20 protein-coding genes are annotated in these 22,228 nt (G+C 59.5%); 12 read left to right on the forward strand and 8 right to left on the reverse strand.

Annotation, left to right across the window (positions count from 1 at the left end; translation table 11 throughout):
• The first annotated feature begins 103 nt into the window (after positions 1-103).
• Positions 104-757: a DNA oxidative demethylase AlkB gene (gene alkB / locus MLC70_RS13915; RefSeq protein ID WP_427902109.1), complete on the forward strand. Its 654-nt coding sequence runs from the start codon at positions 104-106 to the stop codon at positions 755-757.
• Here the strand turns inward: alkB and MLC70_RS13920 are convergent.
• The 5 genes from MLC70_RS13920 to MLC70_RS13940 form a co-directional block, all read right to left on the reverse strand.
• The gene (locus tag MLC70_RS13920; RefSeq protein WP_248184789.1) at positions 754-2,034 is read right to left on the reverse strand and encodes an MgtC/SapB family protein; all 1,281 of its coding nucleotides are present in this window, start codon (positions 2,032-2,034) and stop codon (positions 754-756) included. The genes alkB and MLC70_RS13920 overlap by 4 nt on opposite strands.
• On the reverse strand, positions 2,034-3,215 hold the full coding sequence (locus tag MLC70_RS13925) for a BaiN/RdsA family NAD(P)/FAD-dependent oxidoreductase (protein ID WP_248184790.1): 1,182 nt from the start codon (positions 3,213-3,215) through the stop codon (positions 2,034-2,036). The genes MLC70_RS13920 and MLC70_RS13925 overlap by 1 nt, the downstream gene beginning before the upstream one ends.
• 21 nt (positions 3,216-3,236) lie before the next feature.
• Positions 3,237-4,292, reverse strand: coding sequence for an NAD(P)-dependent alcohol dehydrogenase (locus tag MLC70_RS13930; protein ID WP_248184791.1), 1,056 nt, complete (start codon positions 4,290-4,292; stop codon positions 3,237-3,239).
• A gap of 93 nt (positions 4,293-4,385) precedes the next feature.
• The gene (locus MLC70_RS13935; protein WP_248184792.1) at positions 4,386-5,189 is read right to left on the reverse strand and encodes a PhzF family phenazine biosynthesis protein; all 804 of its coding nucleotides are present in this window, start codon (positions 5,187-5,189) and stop codon (positions 4,386-4,388) included.
• Positions 5,186-5,494 (reverse strand): hypothetical protein, encoded by a 309-nt coding sequence (locus MLC70_RS13940; RefSeq protein WP_248184793.1) that lies wholly within the window; start codon positions 5,492-5,494, stop codon positions 5,186-5,188. The genes MLC70_RS13935 and MLC70_RS13940 overlap by 4 nt, the downstream gene beginning before the upstream one ends.
• A gap of 179 nt (positions 5,495-5,673) precedes the next feature.
• Here MLC70_RS13940 and MLC70_RS13945 point away from each other — a divergent pair, with 179 nt between their 5' ends.
• From MLC70_RS13945 to MLC70_RS13970, 6 genes are all read left to right on the forward strand, one after another.
• A complete protein-coding gene (locus tag MLC70_RS13945; RefSeq protein WP_248184794.1) occupies positions 5,674-7,083 on the forward strand; it encodes an aminotransferase-like domain-containing protein in 1,410 nt (469 codons plus the stop codon).
• A gap of 196 nt (positions 7,084-7,279) precedes the next feature.
• A complete protein-coding gene (locus MLC70_RS13950) occupies positions 7,280-8,908 on the forward strand; it encodes an acyl-CoA synthetase (RefSeq protein ID WP_248184795.1) in 1,629 nt (542 codons plus the stop codon).
• A 195-nt stretch (positions 8,909-9,103) separates the two neighbouring features.
• A complete protein-coding gene (locus MLC70_RS13955) occupies positions 9,104-9,937 on the forward strand; it encodes a metal-dependent hydrolase (protein WP_248184796.1) in 834 nt (277 codons plus the stop codon).
• 121 nt (positions 9,938-10,058) lie between these two features.
• Entirely contained in the window at positions 10,059-11,009 is a 951-nt protein-coding gene (locus tag MLC70_RS13960) for a DegV family protein (protein ID WP_248184797.1), read from the forward strand.
• Between the two features lie 149 nt (positions 11,010-11,158).
• Complete coding sequence (locus MLC70_RS13965; RefSeq protein WP_248184798.1) at positions 11,159-12,208, forward strand: hypothetical protein; 1,050 nt, start codon at positions 11,159-11,161, stop codon at positions 12,206-12,208.
• A gap of 39 nt (positions 12,209-12,247) precedes the next feature.
• Positions 12,248-12,883 (forward strand): LysE family translocator, encoded by a 636-nt coding sequence (locus tag MLC70_RS13970; protein ID WP_248184799.1) that lies wholly within the window; start codon positions 12,248-12,250, stop codon positions 12,881-12,883.
• A 73-nt stretch (positions 12,884-12,956) separates the two neighbouring features.
• Here the strand turns inward: MLC70_RS13970 and fdxA are convergent, their stop codons facing one another.
• Positions 12,957-13,280, reverse strand: coding sequence for a ferredoxin FdxA (fdxA, locus tag MLC70_RS13975; RefSeq protein WP_248184800.1), 324 nt, complete (start codon positions 13,278-13,280; stop codon positions 12,957-12,959).
• A gap of 132 nt (positions 13,281-13,412) precedes the next feature.
• Positions 13,413-16,043 (reverse strand): DNA mismatch repair protein MutS, encoded by a 2,631-nt coding sequence (mutS, locus tag MLC70_RS13980; protein WP_248184801.1) that lies wholly within the window; start codon positions 16,041-16,043, stop codon positions 13,413-13,415.
• A gap of 82 nt (positions 16,044-16,125) precedes the next feature.
• On the opposite strand from mutS, the gene pncC reads away from it, so the two are divergent.
• The 3 genes from pncC to MLC70_RS13995 all read left to right on the forward strand — a co-directional run bounded on the left by pncC (position 16,126) and on the right by MLC70_RS13995 (position 18,402).
• Positions 16,126-16,626, forward strand: a complete 501-nt coding sequence (gene pncC, locus MLC70_RS13985; protein ID WP_248184802.1) for a nicotinamide-nucleotide amidase — start codon at positions 16,126-16,128, stop codon at positions 16,624-16,626.
• A gap of 74 nt (positions 16,627-16,700) precedes the next feature.
• A complete protein-coding gene (gene recA / locus MLC70_RS13990; protein ID WP_248184803.1) occupies positions 16,701-17,759 on the forward strand; it encodes a recombinase RecA in 1,059 nt (352 codons plus the stop codon).
• A 172-nt stretch (positions 17,760-17,931) separates the two neighbouring features.
• Positions 17,932-18,402, forward strand: coding sequence for a flavodoxin family protein (locus MLC70_RS13995; protein ID WP_248184804.1), 471 nt, complete (start codon positions 17,932-17,934; stop codon positions 18,400-18,402).
• 64 nt (positions 18,403-18,466) lie between these two features.
• On the opposite strand, the gene MLC70_RS14000 is transcribed toward MLC70_RS13995, so the two are convergent.
• The gene (locus MLC70_RS14000; protein ID WP_248184805.1) at positions 18,467-18,844 is read right to left on the reverse strand and encodes a PilZ domain-containing protein; all 378 of its coding nucleotides are present in this window, start codon (positions 18,842-18,844) and stop codon (positions 18,467-18,469) included.
• A gap of 279 nt (positions 18,845-19,123) precedes the next feature.
• On the opposite strand from MLC70_RS14000, the gene MLC70_RS14005 reads away from it, so the two are divergent.
• Positions 19,124-21,532 (forward strand): Lon protease family protein, encoded by a 2,409-nt coding sequence (locus MLC70_RS14005; RefSeq protein WP_248184806.1) that lies wholly within the window; start codon positions 19,124-19,126, stop codon positions 21,530-21,532.
• A gap of 37 nt (positions 21,533-21,569) precedes the next feature.
• Entirely contained in the window at positions 21,570-22,196 is a 627-nt protein-coding gene (gene fixJ, locus MLC70_RS14010; RefSeq protein ID WP_248184807.1) for a response regulator FixJ, read from the forward strand.
• Positions 22,197-22,228: the final 32 nt, after the last annotated feature.

A 22,228-nucleotide genomic window follows, 5' to 3' on the forward strand; every position in this document is an offset into this window, starting at 1 on the left:
GACATCATTGATCCTTGAGCCAATGAGAGAACGTATCCGGATATTGATGAGGTAGACCGTGCCGCGCACTTTTTCTTTTCCGGAGACCCAACGGGAGGCCCATGTGACAACGTCGGACCTGTTTGCAGCCGAACTGCCGGAGCCATGGACAGAGGCCATCTGCCCGGGGGCGGTGATCCTTCGGCATTTTGCATTGCCGCAGGAGGCAGCCTTGCTGGGAAGTATTGCTGAGGTCACCGAGCAGTCGCCGTTCCGGCGGATGCAGACTCCGGGTGGCCACACCATGTCGGTGGCCATGAGTTGTTGTGGTGGCTGGGGCTGGGTGACGGACCGGGCGGGCTATCGCTACCAGGCAACGGACCCACAAACCGGGCAGCCATGGCCGGACATGCCTGAGAGTTTCCGCCGGCTTGCCGCAGGTGCTGCCGCCGCGGCCGGCTACGCCAACTTCCAGCCGGATGCCTGTCTGATCAACCGTTACCAGCCGGGCGCCAAAATGGGGTTGCACCAGGACAAGGACGAGCAGGATTTTGACCAGCCCATTGTGTCGGTATCGCTCGGCGTGCCGGCCACCTTCCAGTTCGGTGGGCCCAGGCGCAGCGAGCGGCCACTGAATACAGTGTTAACCAGTGGCGATGTGGTGGTGTGGGGTGGCGAGGCGCGGCGTTTTTACCACGGTGTGCTGCGCCTGAAAGCCGGCCAGCATCCGCTGACGGGCGAGAGTCGCTACAACCTGACCTTCCGCCGGGCCCGTTAGAGCAGCCACGCCGTGCCCAGACCCGCGAGTAAAGACACCGTCATGGGCAGGCCTACCATCAGTCCCAGCTGGCGGGTGCCCAGGCTGCCCGCGATGCCGGCCTTGACCAGATTGTTGGTGGCGGCGGCCATGACGATGGCAATCACCGCCGTGGTCATGGGAATGGCGTCCTGGGACATCCGGGTCAGTGACAGGGTGATGGCGTCCACATCGGCAATGCCGGAGGTGATGGCCAGCATGTAGATGCCGAGATTGCCCAGCCAGTCCCGCAACAGCTCACCCAGTAACAGAATGACTGTGAGCAGGATGCCGAACCCGACTGCGGATTTGAGATCCAGCGGGTTCTGGGTCAGTGTCGGCTGAGAGACCTCCAGCTTGACTTCATGGCGTTTCCAGATTACCAGCGCCGGCACATAGAGCAATGCGGACATGATCACCACGGGCCAGACCAGCAGTGATAACAGCGCTGGGTTGATCAGCGCGCAATACACCAGAATGCGGGGAAACATGGTGCCGCAGGCAATCAGAATACCACTGGCGAACTGCGGGCTCAGCTCGGGCGCCCGGGTGGCCTGCCGGGCGAAATGCAGGGTCAGTGCGGTGGACGAACTCAGCCCGGCAAACAGGCTGGTGAACAGAATGCCTTTTTTCATGCCGGCGAGCCGGATGGCGAAGTAGCCCACAAAGGAAATAGAGGCAATCAGCACCACCAGCCACCAGATTTCATAGGGATTCAGCACACCGCCGGGCCCCATCTTTTCGTTCGGTAGCAGCGGCAACATCACCACCGAGATCAGCAGCAGCTTCAGCGCTGCGTCCAGTTCGTGGGCCTGTAGGCGATTAACGAAGCCGTGAATTTCCTGTTTGCTGTCCAGAATCACCGCAGTGATCACGGCCGCCGCGATGGCGATGACCGGGTCCACGGCAACGGCGATGGCGCCGTAGCAGAAGGTGAGCACCATGCCGACGGTGCCGGTAATGCTGAAATTACGAATATGGGAAAGGCGCTGGCTGTAGGCCACCAGTGCCATTGCCACCACGCTGATCAGCAGAACCGGAAACGCCCATTGGGTGATCTCCGCGCTCAGAACTGCGGAAATGCCCCCGAGCAGACCGATCAGCGAGAACGTGCGAATGCCGGCAATGCGTTCGCCGGCTTTCTGCTCGCGCGCCCCCCAGCCCCGCTCCAGGCCGATGACCGCACCCAGAAGCAGCGCCAGGGCCAGGCGCAGGGCGGTCTGGTTGGTGTTCAGAAACTGCTGGGTGATGTCATCCATTACGCACTGTTTCCTGCCGCCACGCCTGACGCCCATGCCCACTGGAAGTTGTGGCCGCCGAGATGGCCGGTTACGTCCACCACCTCACCGATGAAATACAGGTTCGGACGCTCCAATGTCGCCATGGTTCTGGACGACAGCTGACGGGTGTCGACGCCGCCGAGAGTGACTTCCGCAGTGCGATAGCCCTCGGTACCGGCGGGCTTGATGGCCCATTGGTTCAGTGTAGCTGCTACCTGATCAATGTCGCTGTTCTTGTAGCCCTGCAGGGGGCCGGTCCAGCCATGCAGATCATTGAAGGCACTGGCGAAGCGTTTCGGCAGATGCTGAGCAAGATAGTGTGCGACGGTGGCTTGAGGCCTGTTTTTGCGCAGGTCGAGCAGGTCCTGCTGAACCGGACAGGCGGGCAGCAGGTTGATGGCAAGACCGTCTCCGGGCTGCCAGAAACTGGAGATCTGCAGCATCGAAGGGCCGCTGAGGCCGCGATGGGTCACCAGCATGGGTTCGCGGAAATGATCGTTGCGACAGCTCACATCAACCTCGCAGCTGATGCCGGCCAGCGGGGCCAGCTGCTCTTTCAATTCCGGGTGCAGGGTAAAGGGCACCAATCCGGCCCGTGTTGGCAGCACTGTGAGTCCGAATTGTCTGGCGATGTCATACCCGAAACCGCTGGCCCCCATGGTGGGAATCGACAGTCCGCCGCAGGCAACGACAAGGGAGTCGCCAGTGACCGATCCCGACCCGGTGGCCAGATGAAAACCGGTGGGGGTCTCGGTGATGTCTCCGATTCGGGTTTTCAGCCGAATATCTGCACCGGCCCATTCGCACTCGGTCAGCAGCAGATTGAGAATGTCTTTCGCGCTGTGTTTGCCGAACAGTTGACCCGGTGCTTTTTCTTCGTATTCCACGCCATGGCGGTCCACCAGCTCGAGAAAGTGCTGGGGCGTGTACCGTTTCAGCGCAGAAATGCAGAAATGGGGGTTGTCGGAAAGAAAATTGGCCGACGTGCTGTTGAGGTTGGTGAAATTGCAACGCCCGCCACCGGACATCAGAATTTTCTTGCCCGGCTTGTTGGCGTGGTCGATTACCAGGACTCTGCGGCCCCGGTAACCGGCCGTTGCCGCACACATCAGGCCAGCCGCGCCGGCGCCGATAATGATGACATCGTAGTGTGCGGCCATGAAAACTCCTAAAAAACGGTATTATCCGTTCTTCAGGGTCTTCATATCAATGACGAAGCGGTATTTCACATCGCCTTTCTTCATGCGCTCGTAGGCGTCGTTGATGTTGTGGATGTCGAGCATTTCCACGTCACAGCTGATGTCGTGCTCGGCGCAGAAATCCAACACTTCCTGGGTTTCCGGCATGCCACCGATCAGCGAGCCTGCCAGTACCCGCCGTTTGAACACCAGCGCTCCGGCTTCCAGCGGTGGCTCCACCGGTTCCAGCAAGCCGACGATGATATGAGTGCCGTCGTAGGTCAGGCAGTTCAGGTACGGATTCAGGTCGTGCTGGACCGGCACGGTATCGAGCATGAAGTCGAAGGTTTCGGCGACAGCCGCCATCTGGTCCTCGTCGGTGGACACCACCACATGGTCGGCGCCCTGCTTCTTCGCTTCGCCGACTTTGCTCTCGGACCGGGTGAAGATGGTGACTTCGGCCCCCAGGGCTTTGGCAAATTTCACGCCCATGTGACCAAGGCCGCCCATACCGATAACGCCCACCTTGTGGCCGGCTTTGACGCCGTAATGGCGCAGTGGCGAATAGGTGGTGATGCCCGCACACAGCAGCGGCGCGGCGGCCTTGATGTCCAGTTTCTCCGGCACCCGCACCACGAAGCGTTCGCTGACCACGATGCGTTCGGAATAGCCGCCGTAAGTGATAGAGTGGTCGTGACGGTCCTCGCCGTTGTAGGTGCCGGTCATACCGTTGCTGCAGTATTGCTCCAGCCCCGCATCACAGGCGGAGCAGGTGCGGCAGGAATCCACCATGCAACCTACACCCACCACATCGCCCTCCTTGAAGGCTTTTACTTGCGGCCCGACCGATGTCACGCGGCCAACAATCTCGTGACCCGGAACCACCGGGTACTCGGTGACGCCCCAGTCGTTCTGGGCGAAATGGATGTCGGTGTGGCATACGCCGCAGTAATCGATCTCGATGGCGACGTCATCCGGGCGGGGCGCCCGGCGCTCAATGTTGTGAGGCGCCAGGCCTGAGGTGGGGGATTGCGCTGCGAACGCTTTCGTCTGTGTCATGGTTCAGGCTCCTTTCGACTATGGTTGCGGGTTATACTCTGCGTTACCCGGAAGCTATCACACAACACCATGTCGGTTTTGTAACTTGCCGCGCTAAAGATGCACCTGTCCCTCCATGTAAAAGGCGGCCTGGCCGGCAATCTCGACCCGATCGCCTTTCAGTTCGCAGCGAAGCTCACCGCCACGTGCCGACAGCTGACGAGCCAGAAAGCGGGTGCCCCCGAGTTTATCGGCCCACCAGGGCACCAGAACGCTGTGGATAGAGCCGGTGACCGGGTCTTCATCAATGCCGAACCCGGGTGCGAAGTAGCGGCTGACGAAGTCGCAGTTCTCGCCGCGGGCCGTCACAATCACGCCCTGGTTGCCCAGCTGTTTCAGTAACCGCATGTCGGGATTGGCGTCCAGCACCGCCTGTTCCGATTCCAGGGTCAGCAGGTAGTTGGTGTCGTTGGGAACGAACAGGGCGGTGCCGGGTGCCCCGGGCAGTGCCTGTTTCAGCAGATCCGGTGTGGCCACCTCCTGCCAATCGAGTCGCGGAAAGTTGAGCGTTAGCCAGCCGTCGGCGTTTTGCCGCACCCCGAGAATGCCGCTCTGTGAGCGCAAGCGAATGCGTTCATCGCACCAGCCCAGTTTGTTGAAGATCACCCAGGCACTGGCCAGGGTGGCGTGCCCGCAAAGGGGCACTTCAGCGCTTGGGGTGAACCAGCGGATGTGGAAGTCGGCCTCGGCACTGACGTTATCGCGAACGAAAAAGGCAGTTTCAGACAGGTTGTTTTCGCCCGCCAGTGCCAGCAGGGTGGCGTCGTCAAGCCAGTGGTCCAGAGGCATGACGGCAGCCGGATTGCCGCCGAACAGTTCGCCGGTGAAGGCGTCAAGCTGGTAGATCGGAAAACTCATGGGCATGTCTCCTTCAGAAGTCGTCTAGCGTATTCGTGGGCTTTGCCGGTGGCAAACCCCTCAAGTTCCGCGTCGCTGTATAAGTGCCATTCGGGCAGGGCATCGGTGTGGGTCAGCACCCAGTGGTGTGGGCGCCGCTGGCTGATCCGGAAGCCGAGGTCTGTCAGCCATTGTGTTGTGGCGCGGTTGCCTTTGAGCACGGCAGGTTGTTGCAAGTGGGTGGAGAGTGCCAGCAGATCTTTTCTGCTGACGCCTGTCGATGATGGCTCGGTGGTCCCGGGCAAGCCCCGGTTCAAGGCGTTCATGGCGAAAGTCCCTCTTCCGTTGTTTGACGATGCCATTTTGAGTCGTCGCTGACATCCATTACAGATTCAGATAACCTGTTTTTGAACCGGTACAGATGATCTGCCAGGAGAACTGTACCGGTCGGAATCCGGGTGATCTGTACTGCCCGTGACAGCCGCGGCTCTGGCAGGATAGCGTTATGGGGATTCTCTATAATCAGGTGGCAGATCAGATCCAGGCCCTGATTCGCGATGGCGTATATCGCGAAGGCGAGCGCCTGCCCGGCGTGCGGGTTCTCAGCCGTCAGTTCGGGGTCAGCATCTCGACCGTATTGCAGGCACACCAGACGCTTGAGGGCCGGGGGTATGTACAGGCCCGGGAGCGCAGCGGTTTCTTCGTGCGCGTGCCGGCGAGGGACGCGCCTGAGCCGATCATGCAGCGATATCGGGCACGGCCGATGCCCGTCAGCGCTCGGGATATGGCGCTTGAGCTGTGTGTGGATGAGCAGAAGCGCATGGTGCCGCTTGCCGCCGCGGTGCCGCACCCGGAGTTCCTGCCTGTGCGCCAGATCCAGCAGTCGATTCTGTGGGCGGCGCGGCGAGGGCTGGAGTATCAGGATTATGCGTTCCCCGGCAAGGAGTCCTACCGGCGACAGCTGGCCCAGCGCATGGCCACTCTGGGCGTGCCCATCACCGCCGATGACGTGCTTGCCACCAACGGCGCTCAGGAAGCCATCATTCTGGCTTTGCGGGCAGTGACTGTGCCCGGTGACATCGTGGTGGTGGAATCACCCTCATTTCCCGGCATTCTTCATGCGCTGGAGGTGGTCGGCCTGCGGGTAATCGAGGTGCCCACCCACCCGGCGGAAGGGCTCAGCCTCGAGGGGCTGCAGGTGGCCCTGGAACAGTGGCCGGTGAAAGCCTGCGTGGTGGTGACCAATCACAGCAATCCGATGGGGGCGTGCATGCCCGACGAGCGCAAGCAGCAGCTGGTCGCCATGCTGGAGGACGCGGGAGTCCCGCTCATCGAGGACGATATCTACGGTGACCTGTTCCACAGCGGCGAGCGCCCGCGACCCGCGAAAGCCTTTGATCGAACCGGCAACGTGATTTACTGCAATTCCTTCTCCAAAACCATATCCCCGGGGCTGCGACTGGGCTGGATGGTACCGGGCCGCTATATGGCGGAGGCCAGGCAGCACAAGTATTTTGTGAATCTGGCGACCGCCAGTATTCCTCAGCTGGCGGTGGGGCATTTTCTCGAGCAGGGCGGATACGACCGTTACCTGCGGTCGGCCCGGCAGCACTACCGCCAGAGCACGGAGCGCATGCGCGCCGCAGTGGCCCGCTGGTTCCCCGAGGGCACAGCCGTCAGCCGGCCTCAGGGGGGCTTTGTGATCTGGGTGCAGTTGCCGGGCAAGGACACCGGCACGGACGTGTATTACCGGGCCCGACAGGAAAACATCAACGTGGCACCGGGGATGATGTTCTCCACGGCGGACAAGTACAGCAATTGCCTGCGGATTAACAGCGCGAATCCCTGGTCGGACCGGATTGAGCAGGCAGTGCGCCGGTTGGGGGAGTTGGCCGGGGAGTCCCTGAACCGGTAACTGTCTGAGCGATAGCGGGCTCCGTCAATGGGCGTGATGGTTATCGGCCTGCTGACGGCTACACTGTACTACCTAGGTGCAATTTCTGATCGCCGGCCTGTCGGATACCCTTTTACTCATTTGAAGTCTCGTTGTTAAAACGCACGCCCCCTCACGACGTGACAAGAACAATGCAAATCACAGAGGACCTACATCCATGACCTCGATTTTTGACCAGGGTCTCGCACCCGTCGGCGCTAACTACGCGGTTCAGTCTCCGATCGATTTCATTGAGCGTACCGCCACGGTTTACCCGGATTACCCGGCGGTGGTCCACGGAGCGTTGCGTTACACCTGGCGGCAGACCTACGACCGCAGCCGTCGTCTTGCCTCGGCGCTGGCAGGGCGCGGCATCGGGCGTGGCGATACCGTTGCGGTGATGCTGCCCAATATTCCGGCCATGGTGGAGTGCCATTTCGGCGTACCGATGATCGGCGCGGTGCTGAACACCCTGAACGTGCGCCTCGATGCCGAGGCCATTGCGTTCATGCTGGGTCATGGCGAGGCCAAAGTGGTGATTGCCGACCGTGAATTCGGTGAGGTTATCCGTGATGCGGTCAGCCGTCTGGACAGCCCGCCGCTGGTGATTGACGTGGACGACCCGGAATACGGCGAGGGCGTTCAGGTCAGTGAACTGGACTATGAGGCCTTCCTGCTGGAAGGTGATCCCGGTTACGTCTGGCGTTTCCCGGAAAACGAGTGGGATGCCATCTCCCTGAATTACACGTCCGGCACCACCGGTAATCCCAAGGGTGTGGTGTATCACCACCGCGGCGCCTACCTGAACTCGCTGGGCAACCAGGCCGTGTGGTCCATGGACATGCACCCGGTATATCTCTGGACCCTGCCGATGTTTCACTGCAATGGCTGGTGTTTTCCCTGGACGGTCACCGCCATGGCCGGCACCCACGTGTGCCTGCGTCGGGTTGAGCCGGAAAAGGTCCTGCAGCTGATCCGCGATCACCAGGTCACGCACATGTGCGGAGCGCCGATTGTGCTCAACGCACTGCTGAACGTGCCCGAATCCGCCAGGACCGGCATTGACCACGAGGTGAAATCTATGACCGCCGGTGCCGCGCCGCCGGCCCAGGTGATCGGCGCCGTTGAGGAGATGGGCATTGCGGTTACCCACGTGTACGGGCTGACCGAGGTCTATGGTCCGGTCACCGTGTGTGCCTGGAAAACCGAATGGGATGCGCTGCCGCTGCACGATCGCGCCCGCAAGAAAGCCCGTCAGGGCGTTCGTTATCACACTTTGGCCGGCACCATGGTGGGTGATCCCAGCACCATGGAACCGGTGCCCAGGGATGGTAAAACCATCGGTGAGATTTTCCTGCGTGGCAACACCGTGATGAAAGGGTACCTGAAGAACCCCAAGGCGACCGAAGAGGCCTTCCGTGGCGGCTGGTTCCACACCGGGGATCTGGCGGTGTGGCACGAGGACGGTTACATGGAAATCAAGGACCGCCTGAAAGACATCATTATTTCCGGTGGTGAGAACATTTCTACCATCGAAGTGGAAGACACACTCTACCGTCACCCGGCCGTGCTTGAGGCCGCGGTGGTCGCTCGTCCAGACGAAAAATGGGGAGAGACGCCCTGCGCTTTCGTGACCCTGAAACCCGAAGCCGGCGAGGTCAGTGAGAGCGACATTATTGGGTTCTGTCGCGAGCACCTTGCCCGCTTCAAGGTACCGCGGACCGTGGTGTTCTCGGAGTTGCCGAAAACCTCCACCGGGAAGATCCAGAAATTCGTGTTGCGAGATCAGGCCAAAGAGCTCGAATAACCGCACCCCCCGGCGGTTAATGTGGTGCTGTCAGGCCCCCCTTCTGGTCCTCGTGTTTTGACGACCTGTCATTTCATGACAATCTGTCGGCGCACGGGTCCCACCGCTTTCGTCCATACTGTTTCCAGGTCTACACTGCTATAGCTGGTAAAATTTCACTCGCCGCTCCACAACCATAAGAAGCAGGAGTTCGTGATGACCATCAGTTCCACGCCGGATGACGTGTCCGTCGCCCCGCGGCACATTCGCTTTGATGTGACCGACGAACTGAAAACCCTGTGGCACGGAAACGACGCGTTCCGCACGGCGTTTTTCAATGCGCTTTCCCTGCAGTTCCCGGACGGCGAACAACAGTTCATCAATGCGGTGCGGCGGTACCGCGACCAGATTGACGATCCCAAACTGAAGGGGGAGATCCGCGGTTTTATCGGCCAGGAGGCCCTCCACAGTCGGGAGCACAAGAGCTACAACGAAGCTCTGAAAGCCCGTGGCTACGAGATTGACAAACTGGATCAGCGGTTCCGCAAACACATGGACTGGGTCGGGCGCCTGCCCCCCAGCCGGCAGTTGGCTGGTACCTGTGGCGCCGAGCATTACACCGCGGTGTTGGCCAACGCGATACTGCGCAACCCGCAGTGGATGGATGGCGCAACGCCGACCATGAGAAGGCTCTGGCGTTGGCACGCCATCGAGGAAACCGAACACAAGTCCGTGGCTTTTGATGTCTACCGCCACTGCATTGGCAATGAGCGCCTGCGGCGTATCGTTTTCCTGTTCGTGACCTGGAATTTCTTCAAGTACACCTTCCTTAACACCTGCAGCCTGCTGAAAACCGATGGCAAGCTATGGAGTTTGAGCACCTGGCTCGGTGGGATGAACTTTCTGTGGGGGAAGCCGGGGGTGTTGCGGCACTGCCTGCCCGAGTTCCTGGCCTACTTCCGCAAGGGCTTTCACCCCTGGCAGCAAGACAACCGCGCGCTGCTGAGGGCCAATCTGAGGGAGCTTGAAGCGGCCATACCGCGGCCATAAATTGCGGCTGCTGAATTTCTGATTACTTTGTGTGAAACTTGACCAAGCTAAAAACAATGACAATAAAGGGAGTTCCCGATTCTTTCGGGAAGGGGAACATCCCGCAGCTGGAGGCACCCCAATGCGAGTTGGTCTTATCGTGGATTCTGCGTGTGACTTACCTTACGAGTTCACCCGCAAGCACGACCTGTTCATTCTCCCCGTCACGGCCGTTATCGACGGCCAGACCTACACCGACGATCACGACCCGGTACGGACCCAGGAGTTCTACCAGAGTGGCCTTCTGCAGAAGGGCCATCAGGCCGAAACCCGTGCGTTCAGCGCGGAGCAGATTCACGACCTGTTCATGGAGAAAATCGTCACCCAGTTTGATGTGGCTATCTGCGAGACGGTGACCCGGAGCCGCAGCCTGATCTACCAGAACGCCACCGAGGCGATGAACAGCGTGATGTCCCATTACCAGGAGGCGCGTAAGGCATCGGGGCGGGAAGGCAAATTTGCCATGCGGGTGATCGACAGCAAGCAGATCTTTGCCGGCCAGGGCCTGCTGGCGGCTCACACCCTGAGACTGATCAATCAGAAGGTGTCGAAGAACGCCCTGCGGCATGAGGTGGAAACTTTCACAGACAAGATCTACACCTGTGTGATCCCGCGGGACCTGCATTACATCCGTGAACGGGCCCGTCGCCGCGGTGACAAGAGTGTGTCCGCCCTGGTGGCATTTCTGGGCAAGGCGCTGAACATCACGCCGGTGATTTTTGGGCAGGGCGCGGAAGGTCAGCCGGCGGCAAAAACCCGCAGTTTTGACATGGCGGCGGAAAAGGTCATGAACTACGCGGCGGCGCGGGTGGACGCCGGGCTGCTGACGCCCTATGTGAGCCTGTCCTGTGGCCTGACCTGGACAGAGATCGAGGATCTGCCCGGGCTGAACCGGCTGCGCGATGCCTGTGAGCGCAACGGTGTGGAATTGCTCCTTTCCCAGATGGGCATCACCAGCAGCATCTATATCGGGCCCGGCAGTCTGTGCCTGTCGCTGGCTGCGGAACCACACACATTCAACGATTTCCAGTAACCCGCCCGCTAGTCCAAAAGTCCGGGCGGTCAGTGTGAACTGGCCGGCCTGCGACTCCCCCGCTGTATTTTTGGCAAACCGCGACCGCTGGTCTTCGTGATAGCCTTGGGGGTCTGAATTTTCATTTTAATAACAGGACAGCCGACACCATGACACAAGACACGACAACGCAGGGAGCCGGTGATCTGGCCAATGCACTGCTGGAACAGCACGTAAAGCACGAAATGGCTGCCCTGAAAGGCGCCAAGCTGCGAAAGTTTCTGGAGCAGGAAGTCGATGAGCTGCTGAATCACGCCAGTGAGATTACTCTGGGCGGGCTGACCTCCGAAGAACAGATCATGGGTGTGATCCAGCGCATCGTGGTGGACATGGAGCTGGATGCCGGCATTCCGGAGCTGGCGGCGGAGATGGCCACCGAGGTGCTGAATGCGCCGGTTCAGCAAACGACCACGCTGGGCGACATCATGTCCCGTGAGCAGGCCACCGGTCTGCTGGAAGAATTCCTCGAACTCAGGCATCAGCGCGAGCGCATCATCAGTGAAATCATGGCGCATCCGGTATACCAGGAACTGGTATCCAACGTGGTGTATCACGGTCTGGTCAATTACCTCTACGAAGACAACCTGATCACCAAATCCGTGCCCGGCGTGGGTTCGATGATGAAGTTCGGCAAGCGCATGGCCAACAAGGCTGTTCCCGGCCTGGATGAAACCTTCGAACGCCGCTTCAAGGCGTGGCTGTCGGAGAGCCTGCCGGGGCTGATCGCCCGCAGTGAACAGTTTCTGCACCGCGCACTGTCTGACGATGAGCTCCGGGACAGCGTGATGGCCGTGTGGGTTTCGGTCGAGGATCGTACCATTGCCGAACTGCAGGAAGGCTTGGGCGATGTTCAGCTTCAGGAGTTTGTGGTACTGGGGTATGAGTTCTGGCTGCGGTTCCGCAAGACCGAGTATTTCCTGGGCTGTGCCCGCGCGGTGGTCGCGCATCTGTATGCCAAGTATGGCGATCGTCCGATCATGGATCTGCTCAACGACATCGGCGTAAACCGCGATGTGATCATGGCCGAGGTCGACGCACTCGCCCTGCCAATCGTGGACGTGTTGCGTGAAGCGGGTTATGTTGAAGCGCTGTTGCGTCGCCGGCTGTCCTCGTTCTACAAGTCTGCTGCGGCGAAGAAGATTCTGTCTCAGGGAGCCTGATCGCCAAGGCTCCCATCAGCACCTTGATGGAGGCGTAGCGTGTTGGTTTCCGAGCTGTTCTGGGCCTATCTGGTGGCCATCACCCTGTTGACCGTCACCCCCGGCGTGGACACCCTGCTGGTGATGCGAAACACGGGTCGCGGCGGGTTGGCGGACGGCTGGGTGACCAGTGCCGGCATCTGCAGCGGGCTGTTTCTGCATGCCACCCTGTCTGCCCTGGGTATTTCCATACTGCTGGTGGAAACCGCCTGGGCGTTCTCTGTGCTCAAGTGGGCGGGCGCCTGTTATCTGGTGTGGCTGGGAATCGGCTCCTTGCGACAGGCCATGGCCCGGGGAAATGAGCCTGGGCGGCCGGAGCAGCCGGCGCCGCGGCGCAGGGTGAACCGTCGGCAGTCGTTCCGGGAGGGGCTGCTGTCTAACGTTCTGAATCCCAAAACCGCCTTGTTCTACATGGCACTGTTACCCCAGTTTGTCGATCCGGCCGGGAGTGTACTTCAGCAGTCCATGGTGCTGGCGGGGGTGCATTTCGCGGTGGCGATGGCATGGCAGAGTGGTCTGGCCTGGGTGGTGGTGCGTTTTCGGGGCATGGGCGCCAGTGTCCGATTCAAGCGCACCCTGAATGCGCTTACTGGCGGTTTTTTCGTTGCCATGGGGGTAAAGTTGGCGGGGAACTGAGCGGGTTTCCGGCAGGCGAATAAAAAGGGAAGCCGAGGCTTCCCTTTTTATTTTTGCATTCAAACGCCTACCGTTACTTCTCCAGGTACTGGAGTTTGTCGGGCTTGCCGTCCCACTCTTCCGCATCCGGCAGTGGGTCTTTCTTTTCCGTGATGTTCGGCCATTTGCCCGCCAGATCGGCGTTGAGCTCAACAAACTGCTCCTGACCGGCCGGCAGTTCGTCTTCGGAGAAGATAGCTTCAGCCGGGCATTCCGGTTCGCACAGAGCGCAGTCGATACACTCGTCCGGGTCGATTACCAGAAAGTTCGGGCCTTCGTAAAAGCAGTCAACCGGACATACTTCTACGCAGTCGGTGTATTTACACTTGATGCAGTTATCAGTAACGATAAAGGCCATAGTCAGGTCCCTGGTCCAGTGGTCAGTCTCATCAGTTGGTCATAATAATTGCGCGATATTGTAGGGAGCAGCCCCCGGTCCCGCAAGCGTCACCCTGCTATAACGTTATTACATAGGTCAATCTGGCCGCTTTTACCGCTTATTTTGCAGCATTTCCTTCAACAGGTAGAGCCGGTTTAACGCATCCCGCGGCGTGAGATCGTCCAGATCGAGATCTTTCAGCGCTTCTTCCACCGCGCTCGGTTCCGCGCCTGCAAACATGTCGCTCTGCCAGGCGGTCTCACTGGCCAGTGGTTCACGGACAGCCCGAGTGGCGGGCGCCGCGGTAGTCGTGGCCTGTGCCGGGGCCGCGGCGTTGGCGCTTTCCAGGTTGGCCAGCTGGACCTTGGCGTTGCGAATCACATCCTGCGGTACGCCCGCCAGTTTGGCCACCTGCAGACCATAACTCTGGCTGGCGGGGCCGTCGTGGACATTGTGCAGGAACACGATGCTGTCGTCGTGTTCGGTGGCCGTCAGGTGGACGTTCACAGCGTGGCGCAGGTCGTCCGCCAATTGAGTGAGCTCGAAATAATGAGTGGCAAACAGGGTGTAGCAGCGAATTTCCTTCGCCAGGTGCTCCGCCGTTGCCCAGGCCAGTGACAGGCCGTCAAACGTGCTGGTGCCGCGACCCACTTCGTCCATCAATACCAGACTGTATTCGGTGGCGTTATGGAGAATGTTGGCGGTTTCCGTCATTTCCACCATGAAGGTTGAGCGGCCGCCGGCGATGTCGTCGGAGGAGCCCATGCGCGTGAATATGCGGTCTACCGGCCCGAGAATGGCGCGGTTGGCCGGCACAAAACTGCCGGTGTAGGCCAGCAGGGCAATCAGCGCCGCCTGACGCATGTAGGTGGACTTGCCCCCCATGTTGGGACCGGTAATCACCAGCATGCGGCGTTGGGTATCCATCAGCAGGTCATTGGGCACATACGGCTCGCTGAGCAGTTGCTCCACCACCGGGTGCCGACCTTCCTCAATATCGAAGCCCGGCATCTCGCTGAATTCCGGCGCGGTAAAGCGCAGGCTGGTGGCCCGTTCCGCGAAGTTGCTCAGTACGTCCAGTTCCGCCAGAGCCTGGGCGGCATCCTGCAGGGGGGCGAGCTGCGCCGCGACGGTTTCCAGCACCTCATCGTAGAGCGATTTTTCCCGCGCCAGAGCACGGCTTTTGGCACTCAGGGCCTTGTCTTCGAATTCCTTGAGTTCCGGGGTGATGAAACGCTCCGCGTTTTTCAGGGTCTGGCGACGGATGTAATCTACCGGTGCTTGCCCGGACTGGGCGCGGCTGATCTCGATGTAGTAGCCGTGAACGCGGTTGTAGCCCACCTTCAGGGTGCTGATGCCGGTACGCTCTTTTTCCCGGGTCTCCACATCCAGCAGGTACTGGCCGGCGTTTTCGCTGATGTTGCGCAGCTCGTCCAGTTCCTCGTCAAAGCCTTCGCGAATCACGCCGCCGTCGCGGATCACCACCGGCGGGTTGTCGATGATGGCACCTTCGAGCAGGTCCGCCAGTTCCGGGTATTCGCCGATCACCGTGGCCAGTTTGACGATGTGGTGGGAATTCACCGGTTTCAGGGTTTCCTGCAAATCCGGTAAGGCCGCAAAGGCGTCCCGCAGCCGTGCCAGATCCCGCGGACGGGCGGAGCGCAGGGCAACCCGCGACAGAACCCGTTCGATATCGCCTACCGTTTTCAGCAGGTCGTGGACCGGCTCGTAGTGGAAACCCTCCAGCAGCGCCGACACCGCCTGCTGGCGTTGTTGCACCACGTCCACATCCCGCAACGGCCGGTTCAGCCAGCGCCGCAACTCGCGACCACCCATTGCAGTGGCGGTGCGGTCCATGACCCAGGCGAGGGTATGCTGATGGCCACCCATCAGGTTGGTGTCAATTTCCAGATTGCGGCGACTGGTGGCGTCCAGAATCACCGCTTCCTCCCGGCGCTCACGAGTCAGCTTGCGAATGTGGGGCAGGGCGGTACGCTGGGTTTCCTTGGCGTACTGGAGCAGGCAGCCGGCGGCACAGACGGCCAGGGTCAGCTCTTCACAGCCGAAGCCGGTCAGATCCCGTACCTGCAGCTGCTGGGTAATTACCCGGCGTGCGGTGTCGGATTCAAACAGCCACGGCCCCTGGCGCCGCACGCCGGTAAAGCCGTCCAGCACCTCCTGGTAGGGAAAGTCTTCGCTGATCAGAATTTCCGCCGGGCGCAGGCGCTGAAGCTCACCCTGCAGCGCTTCCAGATCGTCCAGCTCCGACACCGCGAAACGGCCGCTGGATATGTCCAGGGAGGCAAAGCCAAAGCGCTCCCGGTGGTTGAAAATGGCCACCAGCAGGTTGTCGCGCCGGTCTTCCAGGAAGGCGTCGTCGCTCAGGGTGCCCGGGGTGACAATGCGCACCACCTGGCGATCGACCGGGCCTTTGCTGGTGGCAGGATCGCCAATCTGCTCGCAGATGGCGATGGATTGACCTGCCCGAACCAGCCGGGCAATGTAGCCCTCAGCGGAGTGATAGGGAATGCCGGCCATGGGTATGGGGTTACCACCGGACTGACCACGGGCGGTGAGCGTAATGTCCATCAACTCGGCGGCTTTTTTGGCGTCGTCGTAAAATAGCTCGTAGAAGTCCCCCATGCGATAGAACACCAGTTCATTGGGGTGCTCGCCCTTGATCCTGAGGTACTGCCTCATCATTGGCGTGTGGTGGGAGAGGTCGGTCTGAGCTGCTGACATGAAGGCGTCCGGATCCATTGGCTTTAAACGGAGCCCCGGATTGTAAGAAAATAATGCCGCGGATGAAACGAGGGAGATCAATATGTCCGTCACCGATTCGGATCTTGAGAGGGCAGGCGCGACGCTGGGCGATCTGTTGATGCAGCACGAATGTACCATCGCCACGGCCGAAAGCTGCACCGGCGGCTGGGTAGCGAAGGTGCTGACCGATCGCGCCGGCTCATCCGCCTATGTGCAGGGTGGTCTGGTGACCTACAGTAATGCGGCGAAGCACGAGCTGCTTGGCGTGCCTGAGCAGAACCTCGAGGCGTTTGGTGCGGTCAGCGAGCCGGTCGTCAGGGACATGGTGGCCGGCACCCTGGCCGTCACCGGCGTTGATGTCGCCGTTGCCATCAGTGGCGTTGCCGGCCCCGGTGGGGGCAGCGACGAAAAGCCGGTAGGCACCGTCTGGTTTGCCTGGGGCAGCAGCCGCGACACCACGGAAGCGAAGCGGAAGCGCTTCGAGGGTGATCGCGATGCCGTGCGGCGACAGGCGGTTCTGTATGCGTTGCAAGGGGTTAGCGAGTATGTGAAGCGATCCTGAAAACAGGGGTTGGTCTTGCCAACCGGTTATGTTTTAATACTGTTCAAATATACAGGCATGAGGGTTTTGCACCGATGGAAGACAACCGCAAGAAAGCACTGAGCGCAGCGTTGGGTCAGATCGAACGTCAGTTCGGCAAGGGCGCTGTCATGAAAATGGGCGACCAGCCTCGCGAAGCCATTCCTGCGGTCTCCACCGGCTCCCTGGGTCTGGATGTCGCGCTGGGTATAGGCGGCCTGCCTTACGGCCGGATCTGTGAAATCTACGGCCCGGAAAGCTCCGGTAAAACCACGCTGACCCTCCAGGTGATTGCCGAAGCCCAGAAAGCCGGTAAAACCTGCGCGTTTGTGGACGCCGAGCATGCCCTTGATCCGGTCTACGCCGAAAAGCTGGGCGTAAACGTGGACGAACTGCTGGTGTCCCAGCCGGACACCGGTGAGCAGGCGCTGGAAATCTGCGACATGCTGGTTCGCTCCAACGCTGTTGATGTCATCATCGTCGATTCGGTCGCGGCACTGACGCCGAAAGCCGAAATCGAAGGCGAGATGGGCGACAGCCACGTGGGCCTGCAGGCCCGCCTGATGTCCCAGGCGCTGCGCAAGCTGACCGGTAACGTCAAGCACGCCAACTGCCTGATGATTTTCATCAACCAGATCCGTATGAAGATCGGTGTCATGTTCGGCAGCCCCGAAACCACCACCGGTGGTAACGCGCTCAAGTTCTATTCCTCCGTACGCCTCGACATCCGCCGGATCGGTGCGGTGAAGGATGGCGACGAAGTGGTGGGCAACGAAACCCGCGTCAAAGTGGTGAAAAACAAGGTGTCTCCGCCGTTCAAACAGGCCGAGTTCCAGATCATGTACGGCAAGGGTATCTACCACATGGCGGAAGTGGTCGATATGGGCGTAAAAGAAGGCTTCGTCGACAAATCCGGTGCCTGGTACGCATACAACGGCAACAAGATCGGTCAGGGCAAAGCCAACGCCTGTAAATTCCTGGAAGAGAACCTGGACATCGCCCACGAAATCGAAGCCAAGGTGCGCGACAAGCTCATGCCGAAACCGGTTTCCAAAAAAGACGCCGCCGAGGCTGAAAAAGCCGAGTCGGCAGAAACGAATGGAGAGCTGATTTAATCGGTTGGTCTTTTGTCGATCTCCAGATTTCTGGCGGGGCATGCGCCAAACCTGGAGATCAAGCGCACATGGATGTGCTTGTAGCGTTGTCCGGAAGGGAAGGCTCTGCGCTGATCAGGCACATGGGTTGGGGTGAGGGGGCAGTCGGAAATTACGATAGGGAGGTTTAATCATGACTGAGGCAAAGAAACTTTTAATCGTCGCCCATGCGCCCTCTGCGAACACCCTCAAGTTGCGCAATGCCATAGAGCAGGGCGCCAGACATCCGGATATCGAAAATGTTGACGTCACCGTTCTACCGCCCCTTGAGGCCGGCCCCGATGACGTTCTCGCTTGTGACGCCATTATCCTTGGCACCACGGAAAACCTCGGCTACATGAGTGGTGCTCTCAAAGACTTCTTTGATCGCAGCTACTATCCCTGCCTGGAGCAGACCCAGGGCCTGCCCTTTACTTACTGTATTCGCGCCGGTCATGACGGTACCGGCACCCATCGCGCCATTGAGAGCATCACCACCGGTCTGCGCTGGAAGCTGATTCAGGAACCTTTGATTTGCCGCGGTGATTACCGAGACGAATTCGAGGAACAGTGCCGGGAACTGGGGATGTATGTAGCCGCCAGCCTGGATGCCGGAGTTCTCTAGAAGTTACTTCAAAAAGCGGTACAGAAGCACAATTGATGCGGATGCGCTCATACCGGCGCCGATGCTAACCGGCGAAACGGTTGTAAAAGCCCTCGATTCGCGACAAGGCATTGTCCACGGTCCGAGAGTAGCCGCGCTTGTCACAGCAATAACTGAACCTGATACTGACCCGATAGCCGGTCTGGAACGCCTGACAATTCACCACCTCCGCCGCCACCCGCGACTCTGAAATGTACTTGCCATCAAAATCCAGATGAAGCCGGGCGCCGGGCTCAACTGGCCGCGGACACAACACGGCCATGCCATAACGATTCATATCGAGACAGGTCACCGCCGTGGAGTGTTTCCCCCGGCCGAAAAAACCGCGCTCACGCAGTCGGACCCTCAGGCACATGGCGGGGTAACGGTCCTTGATTCTGCGGTCTGCCGAATCACTCATCATCAATCAGCATCCATTGCGACTCTTATGATTGTTGTAACCCGGACGTCCGCCGGGAGATGAAGTTTAGTTCTGGAACAGCTGTCTGAAAAATAACCAGGGCTGAAATTGTGAACTGAATAACAAAAACCGGATTGTCGGACGTCGGTTGGAAAATGTTTGGCTGGAACGCGACATAGCCGGCAGCAGATTCTACAATGACCGCCCATAAACAAAACCAGAAGGCGGCTCCGCCCCCGAGCGGGTGATCGCCAGGCATTCTGACCGTTACAGGACCGAACCTTGAAGTCACTGTCCCTGCACCAGCTTTACAAAGCCTGTGTTCTAAAAGATCTGCCGTTCAAAACCACCCGGCAACTGGAGCCGCTGGCGGAAATTGTTGGCCAGAACCGCGCCCAGGAAGCCGTGCGCTTCGCGCTCGCCATGCCCCACAGCGGGTACAACGTCTACGCGGTCGGCCGCAACGGGCTTGGCAAGCGCACCATGATGCTTCGCTACCTTGAGCATCACGTGGACACCGAACACAGTAGCCATGACTGGTGCTATGTGGCGAACTTCGAGGAACCGCGGGTGCCCAAGGTGCTGCGGCTGCCGGCTGGTAAGGGCACCACGCTCAAGCAGGACATGGAAAAGCTGATGGGGCGGCTGATGAAAATCATCCCCCAGACGTTCGACAGTGACAGTTTTCTGGAACGCTCTGAACAGCTGAAAAGCGAATACGGCAAGAAGCAGGAAGACGAGCTGGAAAAGGTGGCCGCTCAGGCCCGTCGCAAGAAAGTCAGCCTGACCATTTCCACACCCGGCGGGTATCGTCTGGTGGCTATGAACGGCGACGAGCCACACACGGCGGAGTCGTTCAAGAACCTGACGGATCAGCAACGGGACAAATTCGAAGAGGACATTAATCGCCTTGAGAAAAAGCTGCGTCAGGCGCTGCGCAAGCTGGCGGACTGGGAGCAGGACTACGCCGAAGAACAGCAGGCCCTGAATCAGGAAACCCTTGAGGGTATTTCCGGGCATCAGCTGGATGAGCTGGTGGCGCGGTACAAGGAACTGCCCGAAGTGGTTGAGTATATCGAGGCGGTTCGCAAGGATATGGCTGAAAACCTCGATATTTTCCTCGAGGACAACGAGGAGCAGGCGGCGATTGCCTATGCCTCCCTCGATAAGAAGATGCCCCGCCGCTATCTGGTCAACGTGCTGGTGCATCAGAAAACGGACGAGGTTCCGGTGGTTGTGGAAGATAACCCCACCTACCACAACCTGTTCGGCTACGTGGAAAACGTCACCTATAAAGGCACTGTGTTCACCGATTTTTCCCTGATTCGGCCGGGCAGTATCCATCGTGCTAACGGCGGCTACTTGTTGATGGATGCCATCAAGGTGCTGGAGCAGCCGTTTGTGTGGGACGCGCTCAAGCGGGCCTTGCGTTCCAAGTCGATACAGATCAACTCCCTGGAGCGGGAGTTGACGCTGTCAGGCACCATTTCCATTGAGCCGGAAGCCATCCCGCTGGAAGTGAAACTGGTGCTGTTCGGTGACCGGGAAACCTGGTTGCTGCTGCAGGATTACGATCCGGAGTTCAGCGAACTGTTCCGGGTCACGGCGGATTTTGAGAACGAAATGTACCGCTCGGATGACAGCCAGATTCTGTACGCCAAATTCATCGCCAGCCTGGTCAGTGAAAAGAAACTGTTGCACTGCTCTAACAAGGCGGTGGCAAGAATTATTGAATACAGCGCTCGTATGGCGGAACACCAGGACCGGCTCTCCCTGCATGCCGCGGATATTGCCAATCTCTTGCGGGAGTCGGATTTCTGGGCCCGCCAGGCCGGGGCGAAGCTGATTCAGGATTTGCACGTGGAGCGGGCGCTGGAGAGTGCCAAATACCGCAGCAGCCGGATTCGCGATCAGTTCTACGATTCCATCCGTGACGGCTCAACGCTGGTGTCTACTGTTGGCACCTGTGTGGGGCAGGTGAATGCGCTGTCGGTGTTATCCACCGGCGGTTTCGAGTTCGGCTTGTCCAATCGCATTACGGCCACCTGCTATTATGGAGACGGTGCGGTGATGGATATCGAGCGAGACGTCAAACTCGGCGGTAACATCCATTCCAAGGGTGTGATGATTCTCAGCAGCTGGCTGGCAGCGCACTTTGCGGTGAATGACCCCATGCACCTGTCGGCAAGTCTCACCTTTGAGCAGAACTACGGTGAAGTCGACGGTGACAGCGCGTCGCTGGCGGAGTTGTGTGCGCTGGTATCCGCGTTGTCGGAACTGCCGGTGCGGCAGGATCTGGCGATCACCGGTTCGATAAACCAGTTTGGCGAAGTACAGCCGATTGGCGGCGTGAACGAGAAAGTTGAGGGTTTTTTCAATACCTGTCAGCTTAAGGGCGGTCTGACTGGAACTCAGGGGGTCATTGTGCCGTCTACCAATGTTCAGAACCTGATGTTGGACAGTGAGGTGGTCCAGGCAACGCGAAAAGGCCAGTTCGCCGTATATTCTGTGGCGCGTGCGGAAGAGGCGATCACCCTGTTGCTGGGCAAACCCGCCGGTAAAGCCGATGAGAACGGCCGGTACCCGAAGCAGAGTGTTTTTGGCATTATCCAGCAACGGCTCGAAAAGATGCGCGAGCACGAGCGTCAGGAGCACGCCCGGGACGAGCATAAAGATCCGTCGATCCACTGACCGGCCCTGATAATAAAGAACAGGAGAGCAAGTGCACATGACTGATATCCAGCAAACCGTTTACGTGGTCGAGGATGACGAGGCCGTTCGGGATTCCCTCGAGTTGCTGCTGAAGTCCGATGGCAAGCCAGTAAAAACCTATGAGAATGCGACCGCGTTCCTCGGAGACTATTCCGAGAAGATGGCCGGCTGCATTGTGCTGGATATCCGCATGCCGGGCATGGACGGCATGGAGCTTCAGAAAAAGCTCAATGAAAAGCACTCCATTCTGCCCATCATCTTTGTGACGGGTCACGGCGACGTGCCCATGGCGGTCGATGCAATGAAAGAAGGGGCCGTGGATTTCATCCAGAAACCCTATCGGGAAGAGGCGTTGCTGGAAAAGATAGAGGCGGCGTTGGAGCAGGATCTGGAGCAGCGCAAGTCGCTGGATGAGAAACAGGAAATTATCAAACGCATCAAGAGCCTTACCCCGCGTGAGCATGAGATCATGGATCGCATGATTGCCGGTCAGGCCAACAAGGTGATCGCCATCGAGCTGGAGATCAGCCAGCGTACCGTCGAGATTCACCGCTCCCGGGTGATGCACAAGATGGGCACCCACTCCCTCGCGCATCTGGTTCGTATGGTCCTGTCCGTAAAGGACCTTATCGACGCCCGTTGATTCGGCCGGCATGATACGGGTAATTTTCCAAC

The sequence above is a fragment of the Marinobacter goseongensis genome (assembly GCF_023156235.1).
In the GTDB taxonomy this organism is placed as follows: Bacteria; Pseudomonadota; Gammaproteobacteria; order Pseudomonadales; family Oleiphilaceae; genus Marinobacter; species Marinobacter goseongensis.

Bases quoted from the DNA above. Each gene is read 5' to 3' on its own strand.
- MLC70_RS13920 (WP_248184789.1), bottom strand. From the start codon at position 2,034: ATGGATGACATCACCCAGCAGTTTCTGAACACCAACCAGACCGCCCTG.
- MLC70_RS13925 (WP_248184790.1), bottom strand. From the start codon at position 3,215: ATGGCCGCACACTACGATGTCATCATTATCGGCGCCGGCGCGGCTGGC.
- MLC70_RS13930 (WP_248184791.1), bottom strand. From the start codon at position 4,292: ATGACACAGACGAAAGCGTTCGCAGCGCAATCCCCCACCTCAGGCCTG.
- MLC70_RS13935 (WP_248184792.1), bottom strand. From the start codon at position 5,189: ATGAGTTTTCCGATCTACCAGCTTGACGCCTTCACCGGCGAACTGTTC.
- MLC70_RS13940 (WP_248184793.1), bottom strand. From the start codon at position 5,494: ATGAACGCCTTGAACCGGGGCTTGCCCGGGACCACCGAGCCATCATCG.
- MLC70_RS13945 (WP_248184794.1), top strand. From the start codon at position 5,674: ATGGGGATTCTCTATAATCAGGTGGCAGATCAGATCCAGGCCCTGATT.
- MLC70_RS13950 (WP_248184795.1), top strand. From the start codon at position 7,280: ATGACCTCGATTTTTGACCAGGGTCTCGCACCCGTCGGCGCTAACTAC.
- MLC70_RS13955 (WP_248184796.1), top strand. From the start codon at position 9,104: ATGACCATCAGTTCCACGCCGGATGACGTGTCCGTCGCCCCGCGGCAC.
- MLC70_RS13960 (WP_248184797.1), top strand. From the start codon at position 10,059: ATGCGAGTTGGTCTTATCGTGGATTCTGCGTGTGACTTACCTTACGAG.
- MLC70_RS13965 (WP_248184798.1), top strand. From the start codon at position 11,159: ATGACACAAGACACGACAACGCAGGGAGCCGGTGATCTGGCCAATGCA.
- fdxA (WP_248184800.1), bottom strand. From the start codon at position 13,280: ATGGCCTTTATCGTTACTGATAACTGCATCAAGTGTAAATACACCGAC.
- mutS (WP_248184801.1), bottom strand. From the start codon at position 16,043: ATGTCAGCAGCTCAGACCGACCTCTCCCACCACACGCCAATGATGAGG.
- pncC (WP_248184802.1), top strand. From the start codon at position 16,126: ATGTCCGTCACCGATTCGGATCTTGAGAGGGCAGGCGCGACGCTGGGC.
- recA (WP_248184803.1), top strand. From the start codon at position 16,701: ATGGAAGACAACCGCAAGAAAGCACTGAGCGCAGCGTTGGGTCAGATC.
- MLC70_RS13995 (WP_248184804.1), top strand. From the start codon at position 17,932: ATGACTGAGGCAAAGAAACTTTTAATCGTCGCCCATGCGCCCTCTGCG.
- MLC70_RS14000 (WP_248184805.1), bottom strand. From the start codon at position 18,844: ATGATGAGTGATTCGGCAGACCGCAGAATCAAGGACCGTTACCCCGCC.
- fixJ (WP_248184807.1), top strand. From the start codon at position 21,570: ATGACTGATATCCAGCAAACCGTTTACGTGGTCGAGGATGACGAGGCC.